Raw genomic sequence first — 25,623 nt, 5'->3', positions numbered from 1 at the left:
CCGGGACGGGCGCGCTGGCGACCGCCGCCCGCCCTCGTCGGGCGGTCGGCGGTGGGCCGGGCCGGGCCCGCGCGGGGAAGGCGGGCGTCGGCGCGTCTCCGGACACCGCGGGGACCGGTGGCGCGGCGAGTTCGAGCTCGATCCCTGTGACCGTGAACGCGGCTTCCGTGAACGGGGCATCCGTGAAGGCGGCTTCCGTGAACGCGGCTTCCGTGAAGGCGATCTCCGCGTACTCGGCCCCGGCCCCGGCCCCGGTTCCGGCGTTCCCGTCGACGATGCCGACAGCCCCGGCACGTACTCCGAGGCCGGCCGCCTCGACCCCGCCTCCCGCGTTCGCCAGTTCCAGCGCGGTGTCCGCCGCAGCCTCGAAGTCCGCCTCGGCGCGGCCCGCCGCGGCGGCGTGCTCCCACTCCCGATCCGGCCCGCCGGCCACCTCGATCCACGCCGCGAGTTCCGTCTCCCGGCGCGCGATGTCGGCGAGCACGGGTTCCGGCAGCCAGTCGCCGCCGGCCGTGACGCGCGCCGCCACCTCCGCCGCCGACGGCCGCTCGCCGGGATCCTTCACCAGGCACGCCGCCAGCACCTCGGCGAGGTCCCGCGGCACGTTGACCAGCTTCGGCGGCTCGTGCACCACGCGGTAGAGCAGGGCGGGCCCGGCGCCCGCCCCGAACGGGCCCACGCCGCAGGCCGCGTACGCGACCACCGACGCCATCGAGAACACGTCCGAACCGAAGCTCGCCGGCCGGCCCACCGCCTGCTCCGGTGACAGGAACCCCGGCGAGCCGATCACCGCGCCGACCCGCGTCAGCTGCACGTCGTCGATCGCGCGGGCGACGCCGAAGTCGATCAGCCGCGGCCCGTCACGCGCCAGCAGCACGTTCGACGGCTTCACGTCCCGGTGCACCACGCCCGCCGCGTGCACCTCCGCCAGGGCCAGCGCGAGGCCGCGGGCCAAGGTCCGCAGCCCGCCCGCCGACAGCGGTCCGAACCCCATCAGCGCCTCGGTCACCGACGGCCCCGGCACGTACTCCGAGGCCAGCCACGGCAGCTCCGCCTCCGGGTCGGCCGCCACCACCGGCGCGATCCACGCGTCGCCGCACGGCTTCCCGATGCCCCGCCCCGTCTCCACTTCCCGCCGGAACCGCGCCCGGAACCGCGCGTCCGCCGCGAACTCCGCCCGCGCCACCTTCAGCGCCACCGCCCGCCGGTCCGCGCCCAGCGCCAGGTACACCCGCCCCATGCCCCCGACCGCCAGCAGTGCCAGCACTCGGAAGCCACCCAGGGACCTGGGGTCGTCCTCCCGCAGGGGTTCCATACCGGACAAGCTAAGAGCCAAGTGGATCGCGGGGAAGACCGTGACCGTTCGGGTTCTCCTTCGTTGGAAGTTGTGACCCACCTTCCCGACACCGGCCACCCGGACAGGCGCCTTGATCTTCCCCACCGTGCAGTTCGCGCTCTTCTTCGCCGTCGTCCTGCCGCTGTCCTGGACCCTGATGCCCCGCCAGCGTCTCTGGAGGCCCTTCATCCTCGCGGCCTCGTACTACTTCTACATGGCCGCTGACTGGCACTACGCCTTCCTGCTAGCCGGCTCCACGGTCGTCAACCAGGCGGCCGCCACCGCCATCACCCGTCAGGACTCGTCGAAAGTCCGCAAGACGGTGCTCTTCTCGGCGATCGGCCTGGATCTCGGCGCGCTCGGCGTCTTCAAATACCTCGACTTCTTCAGCGACTCGGTCAGCAGATCTCTGGGATTGTCCCTCGGCCTGCTGCACCTCGCGCTCCCGGTCGGCGTGTCCTTCTACACCTTCCAGGCCATCTCCTACGTGGTCGACGTCCACCGTGGCCGAACCCCGCTCGCCCGGCCGCTCGACTACGCCATCTACGCGTCCTTCTTCCCGCACCTCGTCGCCGGTCCCATCGTCCGCGCGTCGGAGTTCGTCCCGCAGCTGGCCGGCCCGCGCGACCCGGACCGGATCCCGGCCGCCCGCGCCTTCGGGCTGATCGCCGGCGGCCTGGTGAAGAAGATGGTGGTCGCCGACGTCGTCGGCACCCGCCTGGTGGAGCCGGTGTTCGGCACCCCGCAGGCGCACAACGGCACCGAGACCCTGATGGCCGTCTACGGCTACGCGGTGCAGATCTACTGCGACTTCTCCGCCTACACCGACATGGCGATCGGCCTGGCCCTGCTCCTCGGCTTCCGCTTCCCCGACAACTTCGACCGGCCCTACACCGCGCGCTCGCTCCAGGACTTCTGGCGCCGCTGGCATATGACGCTGTCGCGCTGGCTCCGCGACTACCTCTACATCCCCTTGGGCGGCAATCGCGGCGGAAGCCTCAGGACGTACCGCAACCTCATGCTGACGATGCTCCTGGGCGGTCTGTGGCACGGTGCGGCCTGGACTTTCGTCATCTGGGGCGGCATCCACGGAGTGGGCCTGGCCGTCGAGCGCGCGTGGCCGACGATCACCGTCGCCTCGCGCATCCCTCCTCCGGTGAAGGCCGTCGGGGCGCGGCTGCTGACTTTCCACGTCGTGTGCCTCGCCTGGGTCTTCTTCCGCGCGCCGGATCTGAGCACCGCGTTCGCGGTCCTGGGCCGACTGTCCGCCTCCGGGCCCGCGACCGGTGTGCTGACCCCGACGGTGGTGCTGCTCATCGCCGCCGCACTGGCCGCGCAGTGGATCCCCCGGGGCGTCGGCGCGTACCTGCGGACCGCTTTCGTCAGGCTCCCCGTCTACGCGCAGGGCGTCTCGTTCGGTGTGCTGCTCCTGGTGATCGCGGCCGCCGGCGGCGGCCGTGGGGTGGCGCCGTTCATCTACTTCCGGTTCTAGGAGCGTGCCGTGTCCGAGGAGAAGGAACCCGTCACCACCGCGCGCCAGGCGGGCCGCGTCGTCCGCATCGCCCTGCTGACCGCGCTCCTGCTGAACACCGCAGGCGTGGTGCGCGCCGCGCTGGGGATGTCCCCGGGCCCGACCAAGGACCTCCTGCTCGGCCTGGCGAAACCGCTGAACACCGCCGCGCACGCCCTCGACCTCGACCGCCCCCGGACCTCCCTGGACGCGATGCTCGGCCATCCGGACAGCGTCACGGGCGACGGCGACCGGACCCATCTGGAGCGGGACGCCGCCCGGCAGCCGATCGCCGGGCCGCCGCCGGCCACCGCGGGCGCCGACACCGCCCAGGGCCCCGAGCCCCGCCTGGCGCCGGTCGCCGCCGCAGTCCGCCACCCCACGCCCGGCGACCCCCTGCGCATCCTGGTCACCGGCGACTCGCTGTCCGACTTCGACGGCCAGCAGCTGGCCCGCCTGGTGGCCGCGCAGCACCTCCCGGCCAGGGTCCGGGTCGAGGCCCGGAACGGCACCGGCCTGACCCAGCCCGACGTCTTCGACTGGGCGGACGAGGCCGCGCACGAGGCCGCGAGCTACGACCCGGACGTGGTGGTCATGGTGCTCGGCGCCAACGACGGCTGGCCGGTGGCCGGGGCCGACGTCGGCTCCTCCCGCTGGGTCGCCGAGTACTCCCGGCGGGTGGAGGCCGTGGCCAGGGACTTCCTCGCCGGCGACCCGCAGCGCCGCGTCTACTGGGTCGGGCCGCCGGTCCCGCGCTCGGCGCCGTGGATCCACATCTTCGACCGGATCAACGCCGCCGTCCGCGCCGCCGTGCCGACGGTCCCCGGCCTGCGCTACGTCGACGTGGCCGGGCCCACCTCCGACCACGGCCGCTACACCGACTACCTCGTCGGCACCGACGGCCGCCGGGTTCTGGCGCGCCAGCACGACGGCATCCACTTCAGCTTCGCGGGCTCGGTCTTCCCGGCGCGGATCATCCTGGCCGCGCTGCACGGGGAATACACGCTCGGCTGACCGCCTTGGGTCCAGGGGGCGGCGGTAACCGGCCTCCCTGGCGCGTGCCCGACGCCGTCCCGGCGACCCCGGGACGGCCCGGGTCGCGGACCGATCACCGCCACTGTCCAGCCAGCCCTTAGAATCGCAGCTAATCATGGCCGTATACCTGGATCACGCCGCGACGACCCCCATGCTCCCGGCCGCCGTCGACGCGATGACGGCCCGCCTGGCCGTCACCGGCAACGCCAACTCCCTGCACGCCGCCGGCCGCGCCGCCCGCCGCGTGGTGGAGGAGTCCCGCGAGCAGATCGCCGAGGCCCTGGGCGCCCGTCCCTCCGAGGTGGTGTTCACCTCCGGCGGCACCGAGAGCGACAACCTGGCGGTCAAGGGGCTGTACTGGGCCCGCCGGGACGCCGACCCCCGCCGCCGCCGGGTGCTGGCCGCCAAGATCGAGCACCACGCCGTGCTGGACCCGCTGACCTGGCTGGGCGAGCACGAGGGCGCCGAGATCGAGTGGCTGCCGGTGGACCGCGCGGGCCGGGTCGACCCCGAAGTGCTGCGCGCGGCCATCGAGCGGAACCCGGGCACCGTGGCGCTGACCACGGTGATGTGGGCGAACAACGAGGTCGGCACGGTCCAGCCGATCCACGCCCTGGCGTCCGTCTCCCACGAGTACGGCATCCCCATGCACTCCGACGCGGTGCAGGCGGTCGGCGCGCTGGACGTCGACTGGGCCTCCAGCGGCCTGGCGGCGATGACCTTCACCGGGCACAAGGTCGGCGGCCCGATCGGCGTCGGCGCGCTGCTGCTGGGCCGCAAGACCCAGGCGGTGCCGGTGCTGCACGGCGGCGGCCAGGAGCGCGACGTCCGCTCCGGCACCCTGGACACCCCGGCGGTCGCGGGTTTCGCGGCGGCGGTGGTGGAGAGCGTGAAGAACCGCGAGGCCAAGGCCGAGCTGCTGACCGAGCTGCGGGACGACCTGGTGGCGCGGGTGCGGCTGGCGGTCCCGGACGTCATCGTGAACGGCGACCGCGGGCCCGGGACCGGCCTGCCGGGGATCGCCAACATGGCGTTCCCCGGCTGCGAGGGCGACTCGCTGCTGATGCTGCTGGACGCCCGGGGCATCGAGTGCTCCACCGGCTCGGCGTGCTCGGCCGGGGTGGCGCAGCCCAGCCACGTGCTGCTCGCCATGGGCCTGTCCGGGGAACTGGCGCGCGGCTCGCTGCGGTTCTCGCTGGGACACACCTCGACCAAGGCCGATGTGGACGCCTTGGCCGAGGCGATCGGCCCGGTGGTGGCGCGGGCCCGCGCCGCCGGTCTGAGCTAGCTGTAATGACCGAGCCCGGGCCCGGGCTTCTCGGAGCCCAGCCGGACCGGCTGACGGGTGGGCGGGGACGGGGGTGCCGCGACGTCCCCACGTCGCGGCGCGGGCCAAGCTAGGACGTGGGCCGACCCGGGGTGAAGAGGTCTGAGACGGGCCCCTGTGAAGTCACACGAGGAGTGCTTGATTCGGCTCCGCACGCAGGGCGGTTTGTGTCACGCGGGTGAGCGTGTTCCCCGTGTCGAACCCTGATGTTGACTCGCGGGTAACATCGGCGCATCCTGCCCGCGTGACCGTCACGCCGCTCGCCCCGGCCGCGCTCCCACGGGGGTTCGCCGCCGGGCTCCGTACGGAGAACAGCAGTATCGCCGCCGAGATCATCCACCAGATCCGGATCCAGATCCCGGAGTTCGGCCGTCCCTTGTCCGGGCAGTTCGGGCACGGGATCCGGATGGGGGTCGAGGCCGCGCTGGCCGATTTCGTCGACCAGGTGACGGGGGAGCGGGCCGGGTCCCCGGCGAACGCCACCGTGGCCGGCGGCACGGCCCTGGGCACCGCGATCGCGGGTGCGGCGGCCGCGGCCCACGGGCTGAACGGCGTCGGCCCCGAAGCCGGAGGAGGAGTGGTCGGAGGCGCCGGGGGCACGGGGAGCGTCGGAGCCGCCGGAGGCCCGGTCGACCCGGCCACGGCGACCGACCGTATCCGCGTCTACCGCCGACTCGGCCGCGGCGAGTTCTCCGAAGGCCGCAGCCTCGACGCGCTCCAGGCCGCGTACCGCCTCGGCGCGCGCATCGCGTGGCGCCGTTACGCCCGCGTCGGCGCCCGCTTCCACCTCCGCCAGGACCTGATGGTCCAGCTCGCCGAGGCCGCCTTCGCCTTCATCGACGAACTCGCCGCCGAGTCCGTGCGCGGCTACGCCGAGGCCATCGCGCGCCAGGCCGGCAACGAGGGCTTCCGCCGCCACCGCCTGCTCCAGCTCCTGGTCGGCGGCGCCGCCCGCGACACCCTCGCGGCCGCGGCGACCGCCGCGGGCTGGCCCCTGCCGAAGACAGTGTGCTGCGTCGCGCTGCCGGGTCCGACGGTCGCCCGCCTGCCCGACGGCGTCCTGGCCGACCTCGACCGCACCGACGCCTACCTCGTCATCCCCACCCCGGCCGAACTCCTCGCCGAGCCCCAGCTCAAAGCCCTGCTGGACACCTCGGGCGCGGTCGTCGGCCCCGAAGTCCCGATCGAGACCGCCGCCGACTCCCTCCGCTGGGCGCGCGCCGTCCGCGGCCGCCTCACCACCCCCGCCTCCCCGCCCACCGAAGCGGTGTACTGCGACGCCCACCTCGCCGACCTCCTCCTGCTGGCCGACCCGGCCCTGGTCCGCCTCATCGCCGACCGCCGCCTGGCCCCGCTCGCCACCCTCACCGCCAAACGCCGCCACCGCCTGGAACAGACCCTCCTGGCCTGGATCCAGTCCAACCGCTCCGCCCCCGACGTGGCCGCCCGCCTCGCCATCCACCCGCAGACCGCCCGCCAGCGCCTCCACCACCTCCAGGCCCTGTTCGGCGCGTCCCTCACCGACCCCGCCGCGTGCTTCGAGCTGGAGATAGCCTTGCGCGAACGGGCGTTCCGGACCGGGGAGGGCGGTGCGGCGGGGTGAGGCGTCCCGGCTCCGAGCCGCGCGACCCGCTGACCGGCACGACCGGCACGACCGGCACGACCGGCACGACCGGCACGACCGGCACGACCGGCGCGCCTCCGTGGCCGTTTCCGGCCAGCTCCATTGACACCCCGCCGAGTGAAACAGGACTCTGATTCCCTCGATCCCGCGCACCCCGACGCCGACGGAGGAATCATGCCCCATCCCCGCACCACGTCCCGCGGCGGCGGACGCCCCACCCGCCGCCCGCGGGCCTTCCCGGCCGTGCTCGCCGTCTGCTTCCTGGCCGGCGCGGCACTCGTCGCCGCGCCCGCCGGGGCCACCGTGGACCCGGGGCAGAAATGGGTCGCCGACGCGATCAAGGAGCAGTTGGCGCGCAAGCCGGGAGGGGTGGTCTCCGGGAACACCATCCGCTACGCCAAGGAGGACGTGACCCTCACCTACCGGCCCGCGACCGCGCCCGGCGGCGTCGTGCCGGACGACTACGCGGGGTGCAGCACCGGTGAGGTGTGCCTCTACACGACCTCGGACGTCGTGGCGTCCGGGGTGCGGCTGAGCACCGGGTCGCTGTGGTGCCCGTGGGAGAACACCAACGACCTGCTCGATCTGCGCAACTACGGGCTGGCGAACCAGATCCGGGCGGCCGACAACGAGAGCGCGTGGTGGGCCGAGGGGATCTGGTCCCGGCTCGGGGTGCGCGGGCAGCAGTGGAAGATGGACCCGTACGGGATCCTCTTCAACCTCAGCCCCACCAACATCACGTACCTGAACGTCTGCCTCAAGTCCAACGACCTCGAGTACTGACGACGCGGCCCGGCCGGCCGCCGCGGGACTACGAGGCCGCCACCTCCGCCAGCGGGACACCCGGATCCTTGAGCCGCGCCACGTCGATCTCGGCGCGGCCGAGGATCAGGGCCCGTACCTCGTCCACCACGTCCCACACGTTGACGTTCATCCCGGCCAGCACCCGCCGGTCCGCGGTGAGCCAGAACGCCATGTAGGCGCCCGACTCCGGGTCGCCGCGGAACACCACCTGGTCGTAGCCGCCGGCCGGCAGGTGGCCGACGAACTCCATCCCGAGGTCGTACTGGTCGCTGAAGAAGTACGGCAGCCGCGTGTACTCCAGGTCCGTCACGCCCATCATCGAGGCCGCGGCCACCTTCGGCTGGTTCAGGGCGTTCGCCCAGTGCTCGACCCGGATCGCCTCCTCGTAGAACGGGTGCCACGCCCGGGCCACGTCCCCGGCGGCGAACACGTCCGGGTCCGAGGTCCGCAGGGTCTGGTCCACCACCACGCCGTCGTCGACCTCCAGGCCGGCGGCCTCCGCCAGGCCGGTGTTCGGCGCGATGCCGGCCGCCACCAGGATGTGGTCGGCCTCGATCTCGGTGCCGTCGGCGCACCGCACCCGGCTCGCCACCTCGACGCCGTCCACCTCCTGCAGCGTGAACGAGTCCACGCCGACGCCGAGCCGCAGGTCCACGCCGTGCGCGCGGTGCAGCGCGGCGAACAGCGCGCCGACCTCCGGACCGAGCGCCCGCAGCAGCGGCTGCTCGGCCGTCTCCAGGATCGTCACCTCGACGTCCCGCTCCCGCGCCGCGGCCGCGACCTCCAGGCCGATCCAGCCCGCGCCGATGATCACCAGCCGTGATCCGGGCAGCAGCTGGGAACGGGTGCGCTCGCTGTCCTGCAGAGTACGGAACAAGGAGAGGTTCGGTGCGTCGCCGCCGGGCACCGGCAGGCGCTTCGGGCTGGAGCCGGTGGCCAGCAGGAGCTTGCCGTACTCCACCTCGGTGCCGTCGTCGAGGCGCACCACGTGCCGCTCCCGGTCCACGGCCACCGCGGTGCGGCCCAGCCGCAGCCCGACGCGGTTCTCCACGTACCAGGCGCCGGACTCGTGGACGAAGACCTTGTCCCGCTCCTCTTTGCCGAGCAGATACCCCTTCGACAGCGGCGGCCGCTCGTAGGGCAGGTCCAGCTCGCTGCCGATCAGCTCGATCGGACCGTCCCAGCCGTCCTCCCGCAGCGCCTGCGCGGCCTTGGCCCCGGCCAGGCTCGCGCCGACGATGACCATGACATCCCTGTCCTCCGCGCCGCTCATGGCGTCCTCCGCTCCTGGTAGCGTTCCCCGCCCGATATGACCCACCTCACAGTCAACCATTGCACGTACCCTGGAGGCATGCGTGTCTTGGCGGCGATGTCCGGTGGTGTCGACTCGGCGGTGGCGGCCGCCCGGGTGCGGGACGCGGGTCACGAGGTGACCGGTGTCCACCTGGCGCTGTCCCGGAACCGCCAAGCCCTGCGCGACGGCGCGCGCGGCTGCTGCACGATCGAGGACTCGCACGACGCCCGCCGCGCCGCCGACATGCTCGGCATCCCCTTCTACATCTGGGACATGTCCGACCGGTTCCACGAGGACGTGATCGACGACTTCGTGGCCGAGTACCGGGCCGGCCGCACCCCGAACCCGTGCCTGCGCTGCAACGAGAAGATCAAGTTCGCGGCGGTGCTGGACAAGGCCCGCGCTCTGGGCTTCGACGCGGTGGCCACCGGCCACTACGCGCGGCTGCTCGACGGCCCGGACGGGCCGGAGCTGCACCGCGCCGCCGATCCGGCGAAGGACCAGTCCTACGTGCTCGGGGTGCTGGACGCCGAGCAGCTGGCGCACTCGATGTTCCCGCTGGGCGGCGACACGAAGACCGCGGTGCGCGCCGAGGCCGCCGAGCGCGGGCTGTACGTGGCCAAGAAGCCGGACAGCCACGACGTGTGCTTCATCCCCGACGGCGACACCAAGGCCTACTTGGCCAAGACCCTGGGCACGACCGCGGGCCCGATCGTCGACAGCGCCGGGCGCACGGTCGGCGAGCACGACGGCGCCTGGGGCTTCACCATCGGCCAGCGCCGCGGGCTGCGCATCGGCGACCCGGCCGGCGACGGCCGCCCGCGCTACGTCCTGGACATCTCGCCGGTGACCAACACGGTGACCGTGGGGACCGCCGAGGAGCTGGACGTCACCGGGCTGTCCGGGATCAAGCTGCGGTGGTGCGGCCCGGAGTTCACCGGGCGGATCACGTGCCACGCCCAGCTGCGGGCGCACGGCGAGGCGGTGCCGGCGACGGCCGAGCGGACCGGGCCCGACGCCGTCGAGGTGGTGCTGCACGAGCCGGTGCGGGGTCTGGCGCCGGGACAGGCGGCTGTTTTGTACGACGGTTCGCGGGTTATCGGGTCCGCGACCGTCGCGAGAACGTCGCGGTGAACCGCGGCCCCGGTGGACCCCACGAACCGCCGGACCGCGGTGAGCTGTGGCGGGAACCTCACCGTGCGTTTGTCAACCATCTGGCCCTCACGCGCGTCGGTTAGGGTCGTAGGCTGAAAAACCCGATCCGACAGAACTGGGGAGGGACCTTATGGGTTCTCGACGCGTGCTCCTGGCGATAGCCGCGACCGCCACTTCGCTCGCCGTGGTCACGGCCGGGTGTTCCGGCGGAGGCTCGAAGCCGAAGCCGGCGGCGAACGGGGCGCAGGGGTCCACGACCGCCGGCGACTCGGGCCCGACCCCGCAGTCGGTGGCCGAGGCGTTCCTGGCGGCCTGGCAGGCCGGCGACTACACGAAGGCCGGCTCCTACACCGACCTGCCGGACAAGGCCGGGCCGCGCCTGAAGCAGGTGATGACGTCGCTCGCGCCGAAGACCGTCGAGCTCAAGCTCGGGGCGCAGGTCAACGCGCCGGCCCCGGCGAACTCGTCGTCGGCGTCGGGCTCGGCCGGCTCCTCCGGCACGCCCGCCGGCGCCACGCCGGGCGCCCCGAGCAGCTCCTCGACGCCGAACCCGCTCGACAACGCGGCGCACTTCAACTTCAGCGTCACCGACACCTTCGACGGCGACCTGAAGTGGCAGTACACCTCGGCGATGGCGGTGCTGCCGGCCAACGGGAACACCCCGCCGCTGGTGCACTTCGCGTCGGCGATCATCAACCCGCAGCTGAGCGCGGCGTCGAACCTGAAGGCGGTGCCACCGTCGGTGCCGGTCGCCGACCGCAACGGCGTGGTCCTGACCGGGCAGGCGCACCCGAGCCTGAGCAGCATCCTGGCGAAGCTGGCGATCGCCAAGCCGGCGAACAGCACCGCGGCGTCCCTGCAGATCCAGTTCGTGGACAACAACACCGGGAACCAGATCCCGGGTTCCACCCCGATCCAGATCGGCGCGCAGAACTCCACCGGCGGCCTGCAGCTGTCCTCCAGCCTCGACGACAAGATCCAGACCCAGGCCGAGAAGGCGCTGCAGCCGTACCCGAACTCCGGCATGGTGGTGATCAAGCCCTCCACCGGTGAGATCCTGGCGATCGCCTCCAACGCCAAGGACAACCCGAAGCTGGCCACGATGGCCACCCGCGCCCCCGGCTCGACGTTCAAGACGGTCACCTCCACGGCGCTGCTGCTGGCCGGGATGAAGCTGACCGACCCGGCGGACTGCACGCCGACCGTGACGGTGGGCTCGCAGACGTACCACAACGACGAGGGGCTCGCGAACGGGCTCAGCGGGGCGAACCTGCTGACGGCCTACGAGATGTCCTGCAACACCTCCTTCGTCAACGCGGCCCTCGGCCACAACCTGGCCCTGGACACCCTGACGAAGACGGCGCACGACTACTACGGCATGAACCAGCCCTGGGACCTGGGCATCGGCGCCGCCACCTACGGCACCCCGGGCCAGCAGCAGGTGCCCGCCGCCGACGGCCGCGACCTCTTCGCCGCCGAGGCCTTCGGCCAGGGCCGCATCACCATGTCGCCCCTGACGATGGCCTCCGTCGCCGCCACCGTGGCCACCGGCCAGTTCCACCAGCCGATCCTCATCCCCGGCTTCCAGGCCCCCGCCAAGGCCCAGCCGCTGCCCGGGGACGTGAAGGAGAACCTGCAGACGATGATGAGGGGCGTCATTACCAACGGCACCGCGACCTCCCTGCAGGGGATCTCCCCGAGCCTCGGCGCCAAGACCGGTTCGGCCGAGCCGAACAACAAGGACAAGACCGACTCCTGGATGATCGCCATGGACCCTGACCACGACATCGCCGTCGCGGCCCTGGTGCTGAACGCCGGGTTCGGCAACTCGGCGGCGGGCCCGGCCATCGCCGCCATGATGAAGGGCGCCGGGCTGAGCTGAGGCCGGCCGTCCGCCACGACGCGCTGATGCCCCGGCCCTCTTGGGCCGGGGTTTTCCGCGTGTCGGCACTTTGCCCGCCGCGGGTGGTGGATCAGCGCCCTGACCGAGGTCACCCGGACGAGCGCCCCGCCAGGCCCAGGTAGCGCAGCAGACCTCACCGAGGACCGGATCGGAGCGATCCTTCGATCAACCGACTTCCCGCAGCATCGTCAACGAGCCGCCGTCATCGGTGCCGACGACGACGAACCCCTCGGATTCGTAGAGTCGCTGTGCGCCGTTGCCCGGTTCGACGCTCAGGCTGATCCGCGTGATACCACGACCGGCCGCATCGGTGAGAAGCCGTCGAAGGAGGGCTCGTCCGATACCGCGGCCACGCCAGGGCTGGTAGAGCCCGATCGTCATCTCAGGTGTGTCCGCGTCGATGAAGCCGTAGCCCGGATCATCCGCGGGCAGATAGCGCAGCCACGCGGCACCGACCGGAGAGCCCGGAGCGTCGTCAGCGGCAGGCGACCGGTCGGGCGACGGGTCGGCGACGGCGACGACACCGAAGTCGGTATCCCGCTTCCAGCCGGCGACGTAGTGCGCGTTGCGCGGATCATCAAGGATCTGTCGCCTCGTCAACGCCCTGTCCTCGGGCCAGTTGATCGCCTCGACGAGCATGTCGGCGAGGAGCTCCGCGTCGTCCGGCAGCGCCGTCCGCAAATAACCGCCCCTGACCTGCTCGAGGCCACGGGGCCAGACCTCCTCCTCGACCTGCGACTGCGGCGGCGTCAACTCGACCAGTCGGCCGGCGCGAAACATCCACAACCGGAAGAAGAACTCCTCCTGATCCTGGATGAGCAGTTGAAGGAACTCGGGGTGGGCCCACGGCATCCGCTCGACATGCCGCACGACGGCATCGAGGTCCGCGTGATTCAGCACGCCCGTGAACACGGCGCACTCCGGGTTCTTCCAGCCACCCCATGTCGTGGTCCGCGCGAGCCCGCCCACACCACGGCCCGCCCCGTGACGCGTCGGGGCCTGTTCGCGAAGCCACTGGCTCAGCTCATCGCCGCGCACCTCGTCTGCGAGGTCGGTCGTGAGGATCACGTTCGCCACCCAGCTCATGCTCGCAGGTTAGAACCCGTGATCGAGCAGCCGCGACAGGATTACGGCCCAGCCGCCGCCATCCGGCTCCCAAGCCCCGGTCAGCTCTCGAACCGCACGAACAACCCCCGCTGATCCGCCCCCGCCAACAGCGCCAGCAACGACAGCGACCGGATCAGCTGCCCGCACCGGTACGCGTCCCACCCGCCGTCCGCCGCCCCGTCCGCCGCCGCCCAGCGCTCGGCCAGCGCGTCGACGTCGTGGTCGCTCAGATGCGCCAGGCGCGAGCCCAGCGCCGGGCGCACCGGCAGCAGCACCGCGCCGCCGCTGTCGTCCGGGCCCTCGTGGGCGGGGGTCAGCACCGCCTCGCGGACCTCCGCCGGGTCGTTGCCGGTGACCAGCAGGTCCAGGTCGATCAACTGGGCGGGGTCCAGATCGCCGGCCGCGACGGTGTCGAGGGCGGCGAACGTCGCGGCCGGGTCCGCCCGGGTGGCGTGGGTGGCGGCGACCACCGCCAGTTCGTCGGGGCTCGCGGCGAAGAACACGGTCGGCACGGGCGGGCTCCAGGAGGTCACCGGTCACCGGGATGGCGCGCGGGGTGTGAACGTCGGGGAAGGCGAAGGGATGGCGAACGGGATGGTGAACGGGGATCGGCGGCGGGGCGTCTTCTCGGGGTCCGCACCGGGTGCGTACGGGGGTGGTGCTGGTCACAATATCGGCGGGACGGGCTCCTGGCCCGCGCATTCGCCACCCTGACGGGTGATGTCGACGCGGAGGGTTCGTTAGGGTCGTGCCATGCAGCAACCCCCGCGCGCCACCGGCATCGGCTCCCTGCCCGGCACCGACACCGGTGCGGCACACCGGCTGGTCTTCGACGAGCTTCCCGATCTGCCGTTCCTGCCCGAGCTCCCGGCGCGCGGCGTGGGCGCCGACATGACCGGGCGGGGGACCGCGCTGCTGGTCGAGCTCTTCGCGGAGGTGCAGCCGAGCGGGTGGCGCCTGACCGACCGGCCGGGGCGCGACGCCCGCCGGGCCGCCTCCTTCCTGCGCCAGGACCTGGACTACCTGGAGGAGAACGCGCAGGAGTTCACCCAGACCCTCAAGGTGCAGGCCGTCGGCCCCTGGACCCTCGCCTCCACCCTGGAGCTCCGGCACGGCGACCGCATGCTCTCCGACCTCGGCGCCGTCCGCGAGCTCTCCGAGTCCCTGACCGAGGGCCTCAAACAGCATCTCGCCGAGGTGCGGAAGCGGGCCCCGCGGGCCGGCGCGATCCTGCTCCAGCTCGACGAGCCGGCCCTGCCCGGGGTCCTGAAGGGCACCGTCCCCACCGCCAGCGGCTTCGGCAAGCTGCGGGCCGTGGAGGAGCCGGTCGCCCGGGAGACGCTCGCGAAGCTGATCGAGGCCGTGCACGCCGACGCCGGCGCAGACGTCGCCGTCCACTGCTGCGCCCCCGACGTCCCCGTCGATCTGCTGCGCAAGGCCGGTGCGAACTCCATCTCGTTCGACGCGAACGCCTCGGCCATCGATACCGAGTCCCGCCGGGACGAGCACCTCGGGGAGGCGATCGAGGCCGGGGTGGGACTGATGCTCGGCGTCGTCCCGGCCCTGGACCCGCCGCGCGCCCCCGGCGTCAACCAGCTCCTCGACAAGGTGTTGTCCTTGACCCGGCTGGGGTTCTCGCCGCGGCAGCTGGCCGAAGCGGTGACGATCACCCCGACCTGCGGTCTGGCGGGCGCGACTCCGCCATGGGCCCGCCAGGCCCTGATTCTGGCGCACCGCACCGCCGACGCGCTGGCGGACAAAGCGGCCTGAACTGCGGGAGTGTCAGTGGCTGGCAGTAGATTCTTCCTGTCAAAGACTCCCCGACCAGTGAGGTGACGCGTTGTCCGGCATGGATGAGACCATCGCTCTGACCCCCGCGCAGCAGCACGCGGCGCTGGCCGAGGTGATCGAGGAAGCGCGCTACCGGTACTACGTCCTCGACGCGCCGACCATGAGCGACGCCGAGTTCGACGTGAAGCTCCGGGAACTGGAGGCCATCGAGGAGCGCAACCCCGAGCTGCGCACCCCGGACTCGCCGACGCAGAAGGTCGCGGGCAACTACGAGACCGAGTTCACCTCCGTCCCGCACCTGGAGCGCATGCTCTCGCTGGACAACGCCTTTACCGCAGACGAACTCAAGACCTGGGCCGACCGCATCGAGAAGGAGCTCGGCGCGCTGCCGGACCTGCTGTGCGAGCTGAAGGTCGACGGCCTGGCGATCAACCTGCTCTACGAGAACGGCAAGCTGGTCCGGGCCCTGACCCGCGGCGACGGCCGCACCGGCGAGGACATCACGCCGAACGCCAGGACCATCCAGACCATCCCGCAGACCCTCACCGGGACCGCGGAGTTCCCGGTGCCGGAGCTGGTCGAGGTGCGCGGCGAGGTCTACTTCGCGGTCAAGGCCTTCGACGAGTGGAACGAGAAGATCCTCGCCGAGACCGGCCGGTCCTACGCCAACCCGCGCAACGCCGCGGCCGGCTCGCTGCGCCAGAAGGACCCGCGGGTCACCGCGCAGCGTCCGCTGTCGATGGTCGTGCACGGCATCGGCGCCCGGAAGGGCTTTATCCCGAAGTCGCAGTCGCATTCCTACGAGGCGCTCAAGGCCTGGGGCCTGCCCACCTCGGACCGGGTCAGGGTCGTCAGGACCCTGAAGGACGTCCAGAAGTACATCGACTACTACGGCAAGCACCGCCACGACGTGGAGCACGAGATCGACGGCGTCGTGGTGAAGGTCGACGAGCTGGCCATCCAGGGCCGCCTGGGCAGCACCTCGCGGGCCCCGCGCTGGGCCATCGCCTTCAAGTACCCGCCGGAAGAGGTCACCACCAAGCTGCTGGACATCCGGGTCCAGGTCGGCCGTACCGGGCGGGTGACCCCGTACGCGGTGATGGAGCCGGTCGTCGTCGCCGGCTCCACGGTCGAGTTCGCCACGCTCCACAACCAGGAGATCGTGGTGAAGAAGGGCCTGCTGATCGGCGACACGGTGGTGCTGCGCAAGGCCGGCGACGTGATCCCGGAGATCGTGGGCGCGGTGCAGGACCTGCGGGACGGCTCCGAGCGCGCCTTCGTCATGCCGGAGAACTGCCCGGACTGCGGCACCGAGCTGGCGCCGCAGAAGGAGGGCGACGTCGATCTGCGGTGCCCGAACGCGCAGTTCTGCCTGGGCCAGATCCGCGAGCGCATCGACTTCATGGGCAGCCGCAACGCCCTGGACATCGAGGCGCTGGGCTTCGAGTCGGCGGTGGCGCTGACCCAGCCCGACGGCGGCACCGCGCCGGTGCACGACGAGGGCGATCTGCTGAACCTGCGCATCGAGGACCTCGCCGGCCTGACGATGGCGCACGCCAAGCGGGGCGCGGACGCCAAGCCCGGCGAGACCGAGCTGGTGCCGTACTTCTACACCAAGGGCACGCCGAAGAAGCCCAGCGTCCCGACCAAGAACACCGAAGCCCTGATGCAGCAGCTGGAGCTGGTCAAGACCGGCCGGCAGCTGTGGCGGTTCCTGGTCTCCCTGTCCATCCGGCACGTCGGCCCGACCGCGGCCCGGGTGCTGGCCCGCGAGTTCCCGTCCTTCGAGGCGCTGGCGAACGCCACCGAGGAGGACCTGAAGGCGGCCGAGGGCATCGGCCCGACCATCGCCACCGCGATCGTGGAATGGTTCGCGGTCGACTGGCACCGGGAGATCATCCGCAAGTGGCAGGACGCCGGCGTGGTGCCTGTTGTGGAGTCCGCCCCCGAGGGACCGAGGCCTCTTGAGGGATTGAGTGTGGTCGTAACGGGCACATTGGCCGGATTCACCCGGGACGGCGCGGCCGAGGAACTGACCTCCCGCGGCGCCAAGGTGAGCGGGTCGGTGTCCAAGAAGACCTCGTTCGTGGTGGTCGGTGACAACCCCGGAAGCAAGTACGACAAGGCGTTGACGTTGGGGGTCAAGGTCCTCGATGAAGAGGGTTTCAAGGTCCTGCTGGAATCCGGTCCGGACGCGGCGGCGGCGACCGTGGCCGAAGCAGGAGCCTGACACCCCGGGCGGGTAAGGCGTCAAGTCCCAGGCGAAACCTTTACGGTCCGTCTCTGGTCGGCGACGTTCCGATACGGCAGTATTGCTGCGTCAGCCTGCTTGTGCGCGCGTGCACCGACGAGACCGGTACGGGAGGGTCCGCTCCATGCACCGACCGTTCGAGCCGGAGTACGGCCCGAAGGCCGATCCCGGACGCCTGTACGCGTTCGTCGCCGTCGTCGGCGCGGCCGGGATCACGATCCTGGCCGCGCTGCTGGCGCTGAACTGGAAGAGCTCGGGGCCGACCACCGAGTCGCTGCCGGCCCTGGTGATGACCATGTGCCTGGTCTTCCTCGGCGAACTCCGGCCCCTGATGCGCCTGCAGCACACCAACCGGGAGGCCGCCACCACGACGGTGTTCACCATCGCGCTGCTGATGCTGGCCGGCTGGCCGCTGGCGGCGATGGTGCAGGCCGCGGCCTCGGTGGTGGGCGGCGCGGCCGGGCGCAAGACCTGGTGGCGCACCCTGTTCAACGTCTCGCAGTTCACGCTGTCGCTGGGCGCGGCCTGTCTGGTGCTCCAGGTGTTCGGCATCGTCCCGACCCCGGGCCGGCCCTGGGCGCCCAGCGTGACCTACCTGGCGGCGATCCTGCTGGCCGGCGTCGCGTACTTCGCGGTCAACCTGTTCCTGGTCTGGCAGGCGGTGGCGATCTGGACCGGGGTGTCGCTGCGTGCCATCGCGCTGCGGGAGTGGAAGGTCGAGCTGCAGGTGGTCGGCGCCTCGGTGGTGCTGGCCCCGCTGATCACCGTGGTGATGAAGCACCAGCCGTACCTCATCATCCTGTTCGTCCCGGTCCTGCTGGTCTTCTACCGCAGCGCCCTGGCCTTCGACGAGAGCGAGTGGCAGTCGCTGCACGACCCGCTGACCGCGCTGCCGAACCGCAAGGCGCTGCGCCGCCAGGCCGAGCTGATGCTCGGCGCGCCGGGCGGCCCGGACGACGGCGGCATGTCCTCGCTCTACGGCAACGGCCGCGCCCCGGTCGCGATGTCGTTCCCGCCCGGCCGGATCGGGCTGTTCCTGCTGGACCTGGACCGGTTCAAGGAGGTCAACGACACCCTGGGGCACGCCGCCGGCGACGAGCTGATCCGCGAGGTGGCGGCCCGGCTGTCGGCCGCGGTGCGCGCCGAGGACATGGTGGCCCGGCTCGGCGGCGACGAGTTCGCGGTGCTGCTGCCCGGCCTGCCGGACGTGGAGGCCGCGCAGCAGCTGGCGCAGCGGCTGCTGGACGCGGTCGCGGTGCCGTTCCGGCTGCACGGCTTCACCCTGGACGTCGAGGCCTCGCTCGGGATCGCGCTGTACCCGGACGACGCCCGGCACTACGACGTGCTGCTGCGGCACGCGGACGTGGCGATGTACGAGGCCAAGCGCAGCAAGGCCGGCTACGTCCGCTACGACCCGGCCCGGGACCGCAACAGCCCGGACCGGCTGGCGCTGCTCAGCGATCTGCGCGGGGCGCTGGAGAACGGCCGGATCGAGGTGCACTACCAGCCGCAGGCCTCGTTCCGGGACCAGCGCGTGGTCGGCGTCGAGGCGCTGGCCCGCTGGCGGCACCACACGCGCGGCGCGATATCGCCGGAGACGTTCGTGAAGCTGGCCGAGTCCAGCGGCCTGATGCCCCGGCTGACCGAGTACATCCTCGACGTCTCGCTGCGGCAGGCGGCGGTGTGGTGGCGCTCCGGCTACGGCGTCCCGATCGCGGTGAACGTCTCCCTGCGGGACATCGAGACCCCCGGCTTCGTCGAGATGGTGGCGCGCAAACTGGCCCAGCACCGGGTCCGGCCCGAGGCGCTGCGGCTGGAGATCGCCGAGCGGGTGCTCGTCGGCGACGCCCAGACCGCCCGCACCACCCTGCTGGGCCTGTCGAAGCTCGGCGTGCGGCTGTCCCTGGACGACTTCGGCACCGGCTACGCCTCGCTGCTGACGCTGCGCCGGCTGCCCTTCGACGAGATCAAGATCGACCGCTCCTTCGTCAGCGGCATCGGCTACGACACCGACGACGCCGCGATCGTCCGCTCGACCATAGACCTGGCGCACTCCCTGGGGCTGCGGGTCGTCGCCGAGGGCGTCGAGGACCCGACGACCTGGTCCGCGCTGGAGGGCTACGGCTGCGACGAGGCCCAGGGCTGGCTGGTCTCCAAGGCGCTGCCGGCCGGCGAGATCTGCGTGCTGCTGGCCGAGCGGGTGCCGGCCCCGGCCCCGGCGCCGTCCGCCAAGCGCACCGCGGGGGGTCCGCCGGAGCAGCTCTCGGCGTAGATCTCCGCGCGGCGCTACCGTACGCGGGTGGACATCCTTCGCTACACGGCCTTCACTACCGATCCCTCCGGCGGCAACCCCGCGGGCGTCGTGCTCGACGCACAGGGTGTGGACGACGCGGCGATGCTCGCGGCGGCCGCCGAGGTGGGCTACTCCGAGACCGCGTTCGTGTTCCCGCCGGGGCCGGACGGGCGGCTCCCGCTGCGGTTCTTCAGCCCGCTGGCCGAGGTGTCGTTCTGCGGACACGCCACCATCGCCACCGCGGTCGCCTACGCCGAGCGGCACGGCACCGGGGACCTCACGTTCGAGACCATGGCCGGGACCGTTCCCGTGCGCACGGCCCGCGAGGAGGAGGGCGGCGCCGTCACCGCCACGCTCGTGAGCGTCCCGCCGCGCCAGGAGCTGCTGGCCCCCGCCACGCTCGCCGCGCTGCTGGACGCGCTCCGCTGGACGCCGGAGGACCTGGACCCGGCGTTCCCGCCGCTGGCGGCGTACGGCGGCGCGTGGCACCCGATCATCGCCGCCGCCGACCGCGAGCGCCTGGCCCGGCTCGACTACGCCATGGACGACCTCGGCCCGCTGATGGCCGAACACGGCTGGACGACCGTCGACCTGGTGTGGCGCGAGTCGCCGACGGTGTTCCACGCCCGCAACCCGTTCCCGCCCGGCGGCGTGTACGAGGACCCGGCGACCGGCGCCGCCGCGGCCGCGTTCGGGGGTTACCTGCGGACGCTCGGGCTCGTCGAGGCACCCGCGACGGTCACCGTCCATCAGGGCTTCGACATGGGGCGGCCCAGCACGCTGACGGTCGGCATCCCGGAGGGCCCCGGCGGGATCTCGGTCACCGGGACGGCGGTCGCACTGGGGTAAAGCCGGACCCGGAAACGCGCCCCCCGCGACTACGCTGGACACCAAGCCTGATGCCTGGGGGGACCACGTGAGCATCGGATCGACCGGCGGCGGCCACGCGCGCCCGGAAATGCTCGTCGGCGGACGCTACCGGCTGCTGCGGCGGCTCGGCTCCGGCGGCTACGGCCGGGTCTGGCAGGCCCACGACACCGCCCTCGGCGTCGACGTCGCGGTGAAGGAGGTGCTGCTGCCGCCCTCGCTCACCGCCGACGAACACGCCACCCGCCTGGCCCGCGCCGAACGCGAGGCCCGCAACGCCGCCCGCCTGCGCGGCCACCCGAACGTCGTCTCGGTCTACGACGTGGTGGTCGAGGACGGCGTGCCGTGGACCGTCATGGAGCTGGTCCACGGCCGCTCGCTGCAGGAGCGGCTGGAGACCGGCGGCCCGCTGACCCCCGACCAGGCCGGGCGCGTGGCCGGCGCCCTGCTCCGGGCCCTCGACGCGGCCCACCGCGCCGGCCTGCTGCATCGCGACGTGAAACCCGCGAACGTGATGCTCGCCGACGACGGCGCCGTCCTGCTGACCGACTTCGGCATCGCGGTCTCCAGCGGCGACCCGGGCCTCACCGCCGCGGGCGCGGTCGTCGGCTCTGCGGAGTACTTGGCCCCCGAACGCGTCCGCGGCCATGAAGCCGGACCCCCGTCGGACCTGTTCTCCCTCGGCGTGACGCTCTACGAGGCGGTCGAGGGTCTGTCCCCCTTCCGCCGCGCCGAGACCGCGGCGAGCTTCGGCGCCGTACTGCTCGACACGCCGCCGTCGCTGAACCGCGCGACGGGAGCGCTCGGAGAGGTGATACGAGGGCTGATGGAGAAGGAACCCGCTCAGCGGATGACGGCTCAGCAGGCGCTCGACTTGTTCGCCATCACACCGACACCAGGTCCGACACCGGTACCGCCACAAGTCCCGGCTACGGCACCGGGACCAGTACCGCCACAAACACCGGCTCTGGCCCCAAGGCCCGCATCGCCGCTCGCCGACGCACCGAACCAGGCGCCCGCACCTGCACCTGAGCCGACACAGTTCTGGCCGTCGCCACTCGCCGCCCCGCCCAGCCAGGTGCCCCCGCACACCTGGCCCGCAGCTCCCCCCACCCTGCCCCCCGCTCCCGGCTTCCGGTTCCAACCCCCGCCCGCCGGCTCCGACTCGGCCCGCACCCTCGTGCCCTTCCTCCTCACCGCCTACTTCGCGATCGTCGCCTTCCTCCCGGCCTTCACCATCCCCGCCGATGTCTCCGCCTCCGGCACCGACATCACCATCAGCACCTGGCAGCTCTTCCGCTGGTACCCCGGCGAGCCGGGCGGTGAGCAGGCCGCGACCTCCATCCAGGTCGTCGGCCTCGTCCTGACCGTCCTCACGCTCGCCGCCCTCACACCGCGCAGTGGCCCCGGCGTGCGCGCCCTCGCTTATCTCGCGATCATCGCGACCGCCGCGCTCGAGCTCTTCACCGCTGTGCACTACGGCGGGCCCTGGACCGTCGGCCTCCCCACCGGTCCCGGCTACTGGGGCTTCTGGCTCGGTCTCGCCGCGCTGGCCGTCGCGGTGCCGGGCCGTGACGCGGTCACCCGCCGGACACGGAAAGTCGCCTGACGTCCCGCGACTAGGATGGCTACGGTTGTCATAAACCCCAGACCACACCGTAGGGATCCGTGCATATGCCCGCTATCACCCGTGAAGAGGTCGCCCACCTGGCGCGGCTGTCACGGCTCGACCTGTCCGAAGACGAGCTCGTGCACTACGCCGAGCAGCTCGACGTCATCCTCGGCTCGGTGGCCCGTGTCAGCGAGGCCGTGCAGCAGCTCGGTCAAGGGCAGGACATCCCGCCGACCTCGCACGCGCTGCCGCTGGTCAACGTCACCCGGCCGGACGTGGAGCGGCCGTGCCTGGACCCGGCCGACGTGCTGAGCCAGGCGCCGGCGGCGCAGGACCAGCGCTTCCGGGTGCCGCGGATCCTGGGGGAGGACTGACATGGCCTTCGACGGTGACCTGATCAAGAGCACGGCGGCCGACCTGGCCGGCGCCATCAAGAACGGCGACGTCTCCGCGACCGAGGTGGCGCGGGCGCACCTGGACCGCATCGCCAAGGTCGACGAGAAGGTGCACGCCTTCCTGCACGTCGACACTGACGGCGCGCTGGCCAAGGCCGCCGAGGTGGACGCCAAGCGGGCCCGCGGCGAGGAGCTCGGCCCGCTGGCCGGCGTGCCGCTGGCGCTGAAGGACGTCTTCACCATGAAGGGCGTCCCCACCACCTGCGGCTCCAAGATCCTCGAGGGCTGGCGGCCCCCGTACGACGCCACGCTGACCCGCAAGCTGCGCGAGGCCGACGTCGTCATCCTCGGCAAGACCAACATGGACGAGTTCGCGATGGGCTCCTCCACCGAGAACTCCGCCTACGGCGTCACTCGCAACCCGTGGGACCTGACCCGCATCCCCGGCGGCTCCGGCGGCGGCTCCTCGGCGAGCCTGGCCGCCTTCGAGGCCCCGCTGGCCATCGGCACCGACACCGGCGGCTCCATCCGCCAGCCGGCCTCGGTCACCGGCACCGTCGGCGTGAAGCCCACCTACGGCGGCGTCTCCCGCTACGGTCTGGTCGCCTTCTCCTCCTCGCTGGACCAGGGCGGGCCCTGCGCCCGCACCGTGCTGGACGCCGCGCTGCTGCACGCCGCCATCGCCGGCCACGACCCGCTGGACTCGACCTCGATCGACCAGCCGGTGCCGGACGTCGTCGGCGCCGCGAAGCTGGCCGACGTCAAGGGCATGAAGGTCGGCGTGGTCAAGCAGTTCGACGGCGAGGGCTACCAGGACGGTGTCCGCAGCCGCTTCCACGAGGCCGTGGACCTGCTGCGCGAACTCGGCGCCACGGTCGTGGAGGTGGACTGCCCGTCCTTCGACTACGCGCTGCCGGCCTACTACCTCATCGCCCCGTCCGAGTGCTCCTCGAACCTGGCCCGGTTCGACGCCATGCGCTACGGCCTGCGGATCGGCGACGACGGCGTGAACGGCGTCGAGGAGGTCATGGCCCTGACCCGGGAGGCCGGCTTCGGCCCCGAGGTGAAGCGCCGGATCATGCTCGGCACCTACGCGCTGTCCTCCGGCTACTACGACGCCTACTACGGCTCGGCGCAGCAGGTCCGCACCCTGATCATGCGCGACTTCGACCGCGCCTTCGCCGACGTCGACGTGCTGGTCTCGCCGACCACCCCGACCACCGCCTTCAAGATCGGCGAGCGCGCCGACGACCCGATGGCGATGTACCTGGCCGACCTGTGCACCATCCCGACCAACCTGGCCGGCAACGCCGGCATGTCGGTCCCGGTCGGCCTGGCGCCCGAGGACGGCCTGCCGGTCGGCCTGCAGATCATCGCGCCGGCCATGGCCGACGACCGGCTCTACCGGGTCGGCGCGGCGGTCGAGGCCGCTCTGAACACCAAGTGGGGCCACCCGCTGATCGAGGAGGTGCCGTCGCTGTGAGCCCGAAGAAGGTCAAGTCGCGCGGCAAGGTCGGCACGCTGTTCGCGGTCGGCAGCTCGGTCACGCTGGCCCCGGTCCTGCTGCGCCGCTTCAAGGAGGCGCGCGCCAAGGGCGACAAGCTGGCGGTCGCCGACGCCGCGGTCTCCGCGGCCGCGCTGGCGGTCGGCGTGGCCCAGGTGCTGCGGGCCCGGAAGGGCCGCTCCGGAGAGAAGGGCGAGTCCTGAGATGAGTGGAACGAGCACTGTGAACCTGCCCTCCTACGAGGACGCCCTCGCCTCCTACGACCCGGTCATGGGCCTGGAGGTCCACGTCGAGCTGGGCACCGCCACCAAGATGTTCTGCGGCTGCCCCACCGCCTTCGGCGCCGACCCGAACACCCAGACCTGCCCGACCTGCCTCGGCCTGCCCGGCTCGCTGCCGGTGGTGAACGCCACGGCCATCGAGTCCGCGATCCGCATCGGCCTCGCGCTGAACTGCGAGATCGCCGAGTGGTGCCGCTTCGCCCGGAAGAACTACTTCTACCCGGACATGCCGAAGAACTTCCAGACGTCGCAGTACGACGAGCCGATCGCGTTCAACGGCTACCTGGACGTCGAGGCGGCCGGGAAGACCTGGCGCATCGAGATCGAGCGCGCGCACATGGAGGAGGACACCGGCAAGTCCACCCACGTCGGCGGCGCCACCGGTCGCATCCACGGCGCCGACTACTCGCTGGTCGACTACAACCGGGCCGGCATCCCGCTGATCGAGATCGTCACCAAGCCGATCACCGGCACCGGCGAGCACGCGCCGGAGGTCGCCAAGGCCTACGTCGCCGAACTCCGTGAGCTGATCAGGGCGCTCGGCGTCTCCGAGGCCCGCATGGAGCTCGGCCAGATGCGCTGCGACGCCAACCTGTCGCTGCGCCCGCTGGGCACTGAGAAGTTCGGTACCCGCTCGGAGACCAAGAACGTCAACTCCCTGCGCTCGGTGGAACGCGCGGTCACCTTCGAGATCCGCCGCCACGCCGCCGTCCTCGACGCCGGCGACAAGGTGGTCCAGGAGACCCGCCACTTCCACGAGAACGACGGCACCACCTCTCCGGGCCGCGTGAAGGAGGAGGCGGAGGACTACCGCTACTTCCCCGAGCCGGACCTGGTCCCGGTCGCCCCGGCCCGCACCTGGGTCGAGGAGCTGCGCGGCACGCTCCCCGAGCTGCCGGGCGCGCGCCGCAAGCGGCTGCAGGGCGAGTGGGAGGTGTCCGACCACGACATGCAGTCCATCCTCAACGCCGGTGCGGTCGACCTGATCGTCGAGACGGTGTCCCTGGGCGCCGCCGCCGACCAGGCGCGCAAGTGGTGGATGGGCGAGCTGGCGCGCCGCGCCAACGAGGACGGCGTCGACCTCGGCGCCCTGGCCATCACCCCGGCCCAGGTCGCCGAGGTGGTCGCCCTCACCTCCGCGGGCAAGCTGAACGACAAGCTGGCCCGCCAGGTGATCGAGGGCGTCCTGGCCGGCGAGGGCTCGCCGGAGGAGGTCGTGGCCAAGCGCGGCCTCGCGGTCGTCAGCGACGACGGCGCCCTGCTGACCGCGATCGACGACGCCGTCGCCGCTTTCCCGGACGCCGCCGAGAAGGTGCGCGGCGGCAACCTGGGACCGGCCGGACAGCTGATCGGCGCGGTCATGAAGGCCACGCGCGGGCAGGCGGACGCGGCGCGGGTGCGGGAGCTGCTGCTGGAGCGCCTGTCGGGCTGAGGCCGCTGTTCGCAGCAGGCAGTTCCGCAGGAGGTGGTGAGGCGGGCCGTCTTCCCGACGGGGAGGCGGCCCGGTCTCGTTCGGGGACGGAGGAGAGAAGTG

20 protein-coding genes are annotated in these 25,623 nt (G+C 72.4%); 16 read left to right on the top strand and 4 right to left on the bottom strand.

Annotated elements, in window-relative coordinates; translation table 11 throughout:
• Positions 1 to 1,315 (bottom strand): serine/threonine-protein kinase (locus ABD466_RS36470; protein ID WP_344661826.1); only part of this gene is annotated, 1,315 nt, incomplete at its 3' end.
• A gap of 112 nt (positions 1,316 to 1,427) precedes the next feature.
• Between ABD466_RS36470 and ABD466_RS36465 the strand changes: the two genes are divergently transcribed.
• The 5 genes from ABD466_RS36465 (at position 1,428) to ABD466_RS36445 (ending at position 7,615) form a co-directional block, all read left to right on the top strand.
• Positions 1,428 to 2,828 carry an MBOAT family O-acyltransferase gene (locus ABD466_RS36465; RefSeq protein WP_425558830.1) on the top strand — a complete coding sequence of 467 codons (1,401 nt, stop codon included), beginning with the start codon at positions 1,428 to 1,430 and terminating at the stop codon, positions 2,826 to 2,828.
• Between the two features lie 9 nt (positions 2,829 to 2,837).
• Positions 2,838 to 3,860 carry an SGNH/GDSL hydrolase family protein gene (locus tag ABD466_RS36460; protein WP_344661824.1) on the top strand — a complete coding sequence of 341 codons (1,023 nt, stop codon included), beginning with the start codon at positions 2,838 to 2,840 and terminating at the stop codon, positions 3,858 to 3,860.
• A gap of 136 nt (positions 3,861 to 3,996) precedes the next feature.
• Entirely contained in the window at positions 3,997 to 5,169 is a 1,173-nt protein-coding gene (locus tag ABD466_RS36455) for a cysteine desulfurase family protein (protein WP_344661823.1), read from the top strand.
• Positions 5,170 to 5,452: 283 nt separating this feature from the next.
• Positions 5,453 to 6,811, top strand: a complete 1,359-nt coding sequence (locus ABD466_RS36450) for a PucR-like N-terminal domain-containing protein (RefSeq protein ID WP_344661822.1) — start codon at positions 5,453 to 5,455, stop codon at positions 6,809 to 6,811.
• A 195-nt stretch (positions 6,812 to 7,006) separates the two neighbouring features.
• Positions 7,007 to 7,615 carry a hypothetical protein gene (locus ABD466_RS36445; RefSeq protein WP_344661821.1) on the top strand — a complete coding sequence of 203 codons (609 nt, stop codon included), beginning with the start codon at positions 7,007 to 7,009 and terminating at the stop codon, positions 7,613 to 7,615.
• A gap of 28 nt (positions 7,616 to 7,643) precedes the next feature.
• Here ABD466_RS36445 and ABD466_RS36440 read toward each other — a convergent pair whose 3' ends face one another.
• Positions 7,644 to 8,909 (bottom strand): NAD(P)/FAD-dependent oxidoreductase, encoded by a 1,266-nt coding sequence (locus tag ABD466_RS36440; RefSeq protein WP_344661820.1) that lies wholly within the window; start codon positions 8,907 to 8,909, stop codon positions 7,644 to 7,646.
• Positions 8,910 to 8,987: 78 nt separating this feature from the next.
• Between ABD466_RS36440 and mnmA the strand changes: the two genes are divergently transcribed.
• Both mnmA and ABD466_RS36430 read left to right on the top strand, forming a co-directional pair.
• Positions 8,988 to 10,064, top strand: coding sequence for a tRNA 2-thiouridine(34) synthase MnmA (mnmA, locus tag ABD466_RS36435; protein ID WP_344661819.1), 1,077 nt, complete (start codon positions 8,988 to 8,990; stop codon positions 10,062 to 10,064).
• Between the two features lie 151 nt (positions 10,065 to 10,215).
• Positions 10,216 to 11,967 (top strand): penicillin-binding transpeptidase domain-containing protein, encoded by a 1,752-nt coding sequence (locus ABD466_RS36430; RefSeq protein WP_344661818.1) that lies wholly within the window; start codon positions 10,216 to 10,218, stop codon positions 11,965 to 11,967.
• Positions 11,968 to 12,153: 186 nt separating this feature from the next.
• Here the strand turns inward: ABD466_RS36430 and ABD466_RS36425 are convergent, their stop codons facing one another.
• Both ABD466_RS36425 and ABD466_RS36420 read right to left on the bottom strand, forming a co-directional pair.
• Entirely contained in the window at positions 12,154 to 13,074 is a 921-nt protein-coding gene (locus ABD466_RS36425; protein ID WP_344661817.1) for a GNAT family N-acetyltransferase, read from the bottom strand.
• A gap of 80 nt (positions 13,075 to 13,154) precedes the next feature.
• A complete protein-coding gene (locus ABD466_RS36420; protein WP_344661816.1) occupies positions 13,155 to 13,607 on the bottom strand; it encodes a hypothetical protein in 453 nt (150 codons plus the stop codon).
• 241 nt (positions 13,608 to 13,848) lie between these two features.
• Here ABD466_RS36420 and ABD466_RS36415 point away from each other — a divergent pair, with 241 nt between their 5' ends.
• From ABD466_RS36415 to gatB, 9 genes are all read left to right on the top strand, one after another.
• Positions 13,849 to 14,865, top strand: a complete 1,017-nt coding sequence (locus tag ABD466_RS36415; protein ID WP_344661815.1) for a methionine synthase — start codon at positions 13,849 to 13,851, stop codon at positions 14,863 to 14,865.
• 79 nt (positions 14,866 to 14,944) lie between these two features.
• Positions 14,945 to 17,116 carry an NAD-dependent DNA ligase LigA gene (gene ligA / locus ABD466_RS36410; protein ID WP_344661814.1) on the top strand — a complete coding sequence of 724 codons (2,172 nt, stop codon included), beginning with the start codon at positions 14,945 to 14,947 and terminating at the stop codon, positions 17,114 to 17,116.
• A 145-nt stretch (positions 17,117 to 17,261) separates the two neighbouring features.
• On the top strand, positions 17,262 to 19,409 hold the full coding sequence (locus tag ABD466_RS36405) for a putative bifunctional diguanylate cyclase/phosphodiesterase (RefSeq protein ID WP_344661813.1): 2,148 nt from the start codon (positions 17,262 to 17,264) through the stop codon (positions 19,407 to 19,409).
• 27 nt (positions 19,410 to 19,436) lie between these two features.
• The gene (locus tag ABD466_RS36400; protein WP_344661812.1) at positions 19,437 to 20,279 is read left to right on the top strand and encodes a PhzF family phenazine biosynthesis protein; all 843 of its coding nucleotides are present in this window, start codon (positions 19,437 to 19,439) and stop codon (positions 20,277 to 20,279) included.
• Between the two features lie 67 nt (positions 20,280 to 20,346).
• Positions 20,347 to 21,906, top strand: a complete 1,560-nt coding sequence (locus ABD466_RS36395; RefSeq protein WP_344661811.1) for a serine/threonine-protein kinase — start codon at positions 20,347 to 20,349, stop codon at positions 21,904 to 21,906.
• Positions 21,907 to 21,971: 65 nt separating this feature from the next.
• Positions 21,972 to 22,283, top strand: coding sequence for an Asp-tRNA(Asn)/Glu-tRNA(Gln) amidotransferase subunit GatC (gene gatC / locus ABD466_RS36390; RefSeq protein ID WP_344661810.1), 312 nt, complete (start codon positions 21,972 to 21,974; stop codon positions 22,281 to 22,283).
• Position 22,284: 1 nt separating this feature from the next.
• Positions 22,285 to 23,787 carry an Asp-tRNA(Asn)/Glu-tRNA(Gln) amidotransferase subunit GatA gene (gatA, locus tag ABD466_RS36385; protein ID WP_344661809.1) on the top strand — a complete coding sequence of 501 codons (1,503 nt, stop codon included), beginning with the start codon at positions 22,285 to 22,287 and terminating at the stop codon, positions 23,785 to 23,787.
• Positions 23,784 to 24,011 (top strand): hypothetical protein, encoded by a 228-nt coding sequence (locus ABD466_RS36380; RefSeq protein ID WP_344661808.1) that lies wholly within the window; start codon positions 23,784 to 23,786, stop codon positions 24,009 to 24,011. The genes gatA and ABD466_RS36380 overlap by 4 nt, the downstream gene beginning before the upstream one ends.
• Before the next feature lies 1 nt (position 24,012).
• Entirely contained in the window at positions 24,013 to 25,521 is a 1,509-nt protein-coding gene (gene gatB / locus ABD466_RS36375; RefSeq protein ID WP_344661807.1) for an Asp-tRNA(Asn)/Glu-tRNA(Gln) amidotransferase subunit GatB, read from the top strand.
• Positions 25,522 to 25,623: the final 102 nt, after the last annotated feature.

This window comes from Catenulispora subtropica (genome assembly GCF_039531675.1).
GTDB lineage: Bacteria > Actinomycetota > Actinomycetes > Streptomycetales > Catenulisporaceae > Catenulispora > Catenulispora subtropica.
Note: the sequence above shows the minus strand (reverse complement) of the source record. Positions and strands in the feature narration are given on the sequence as shown.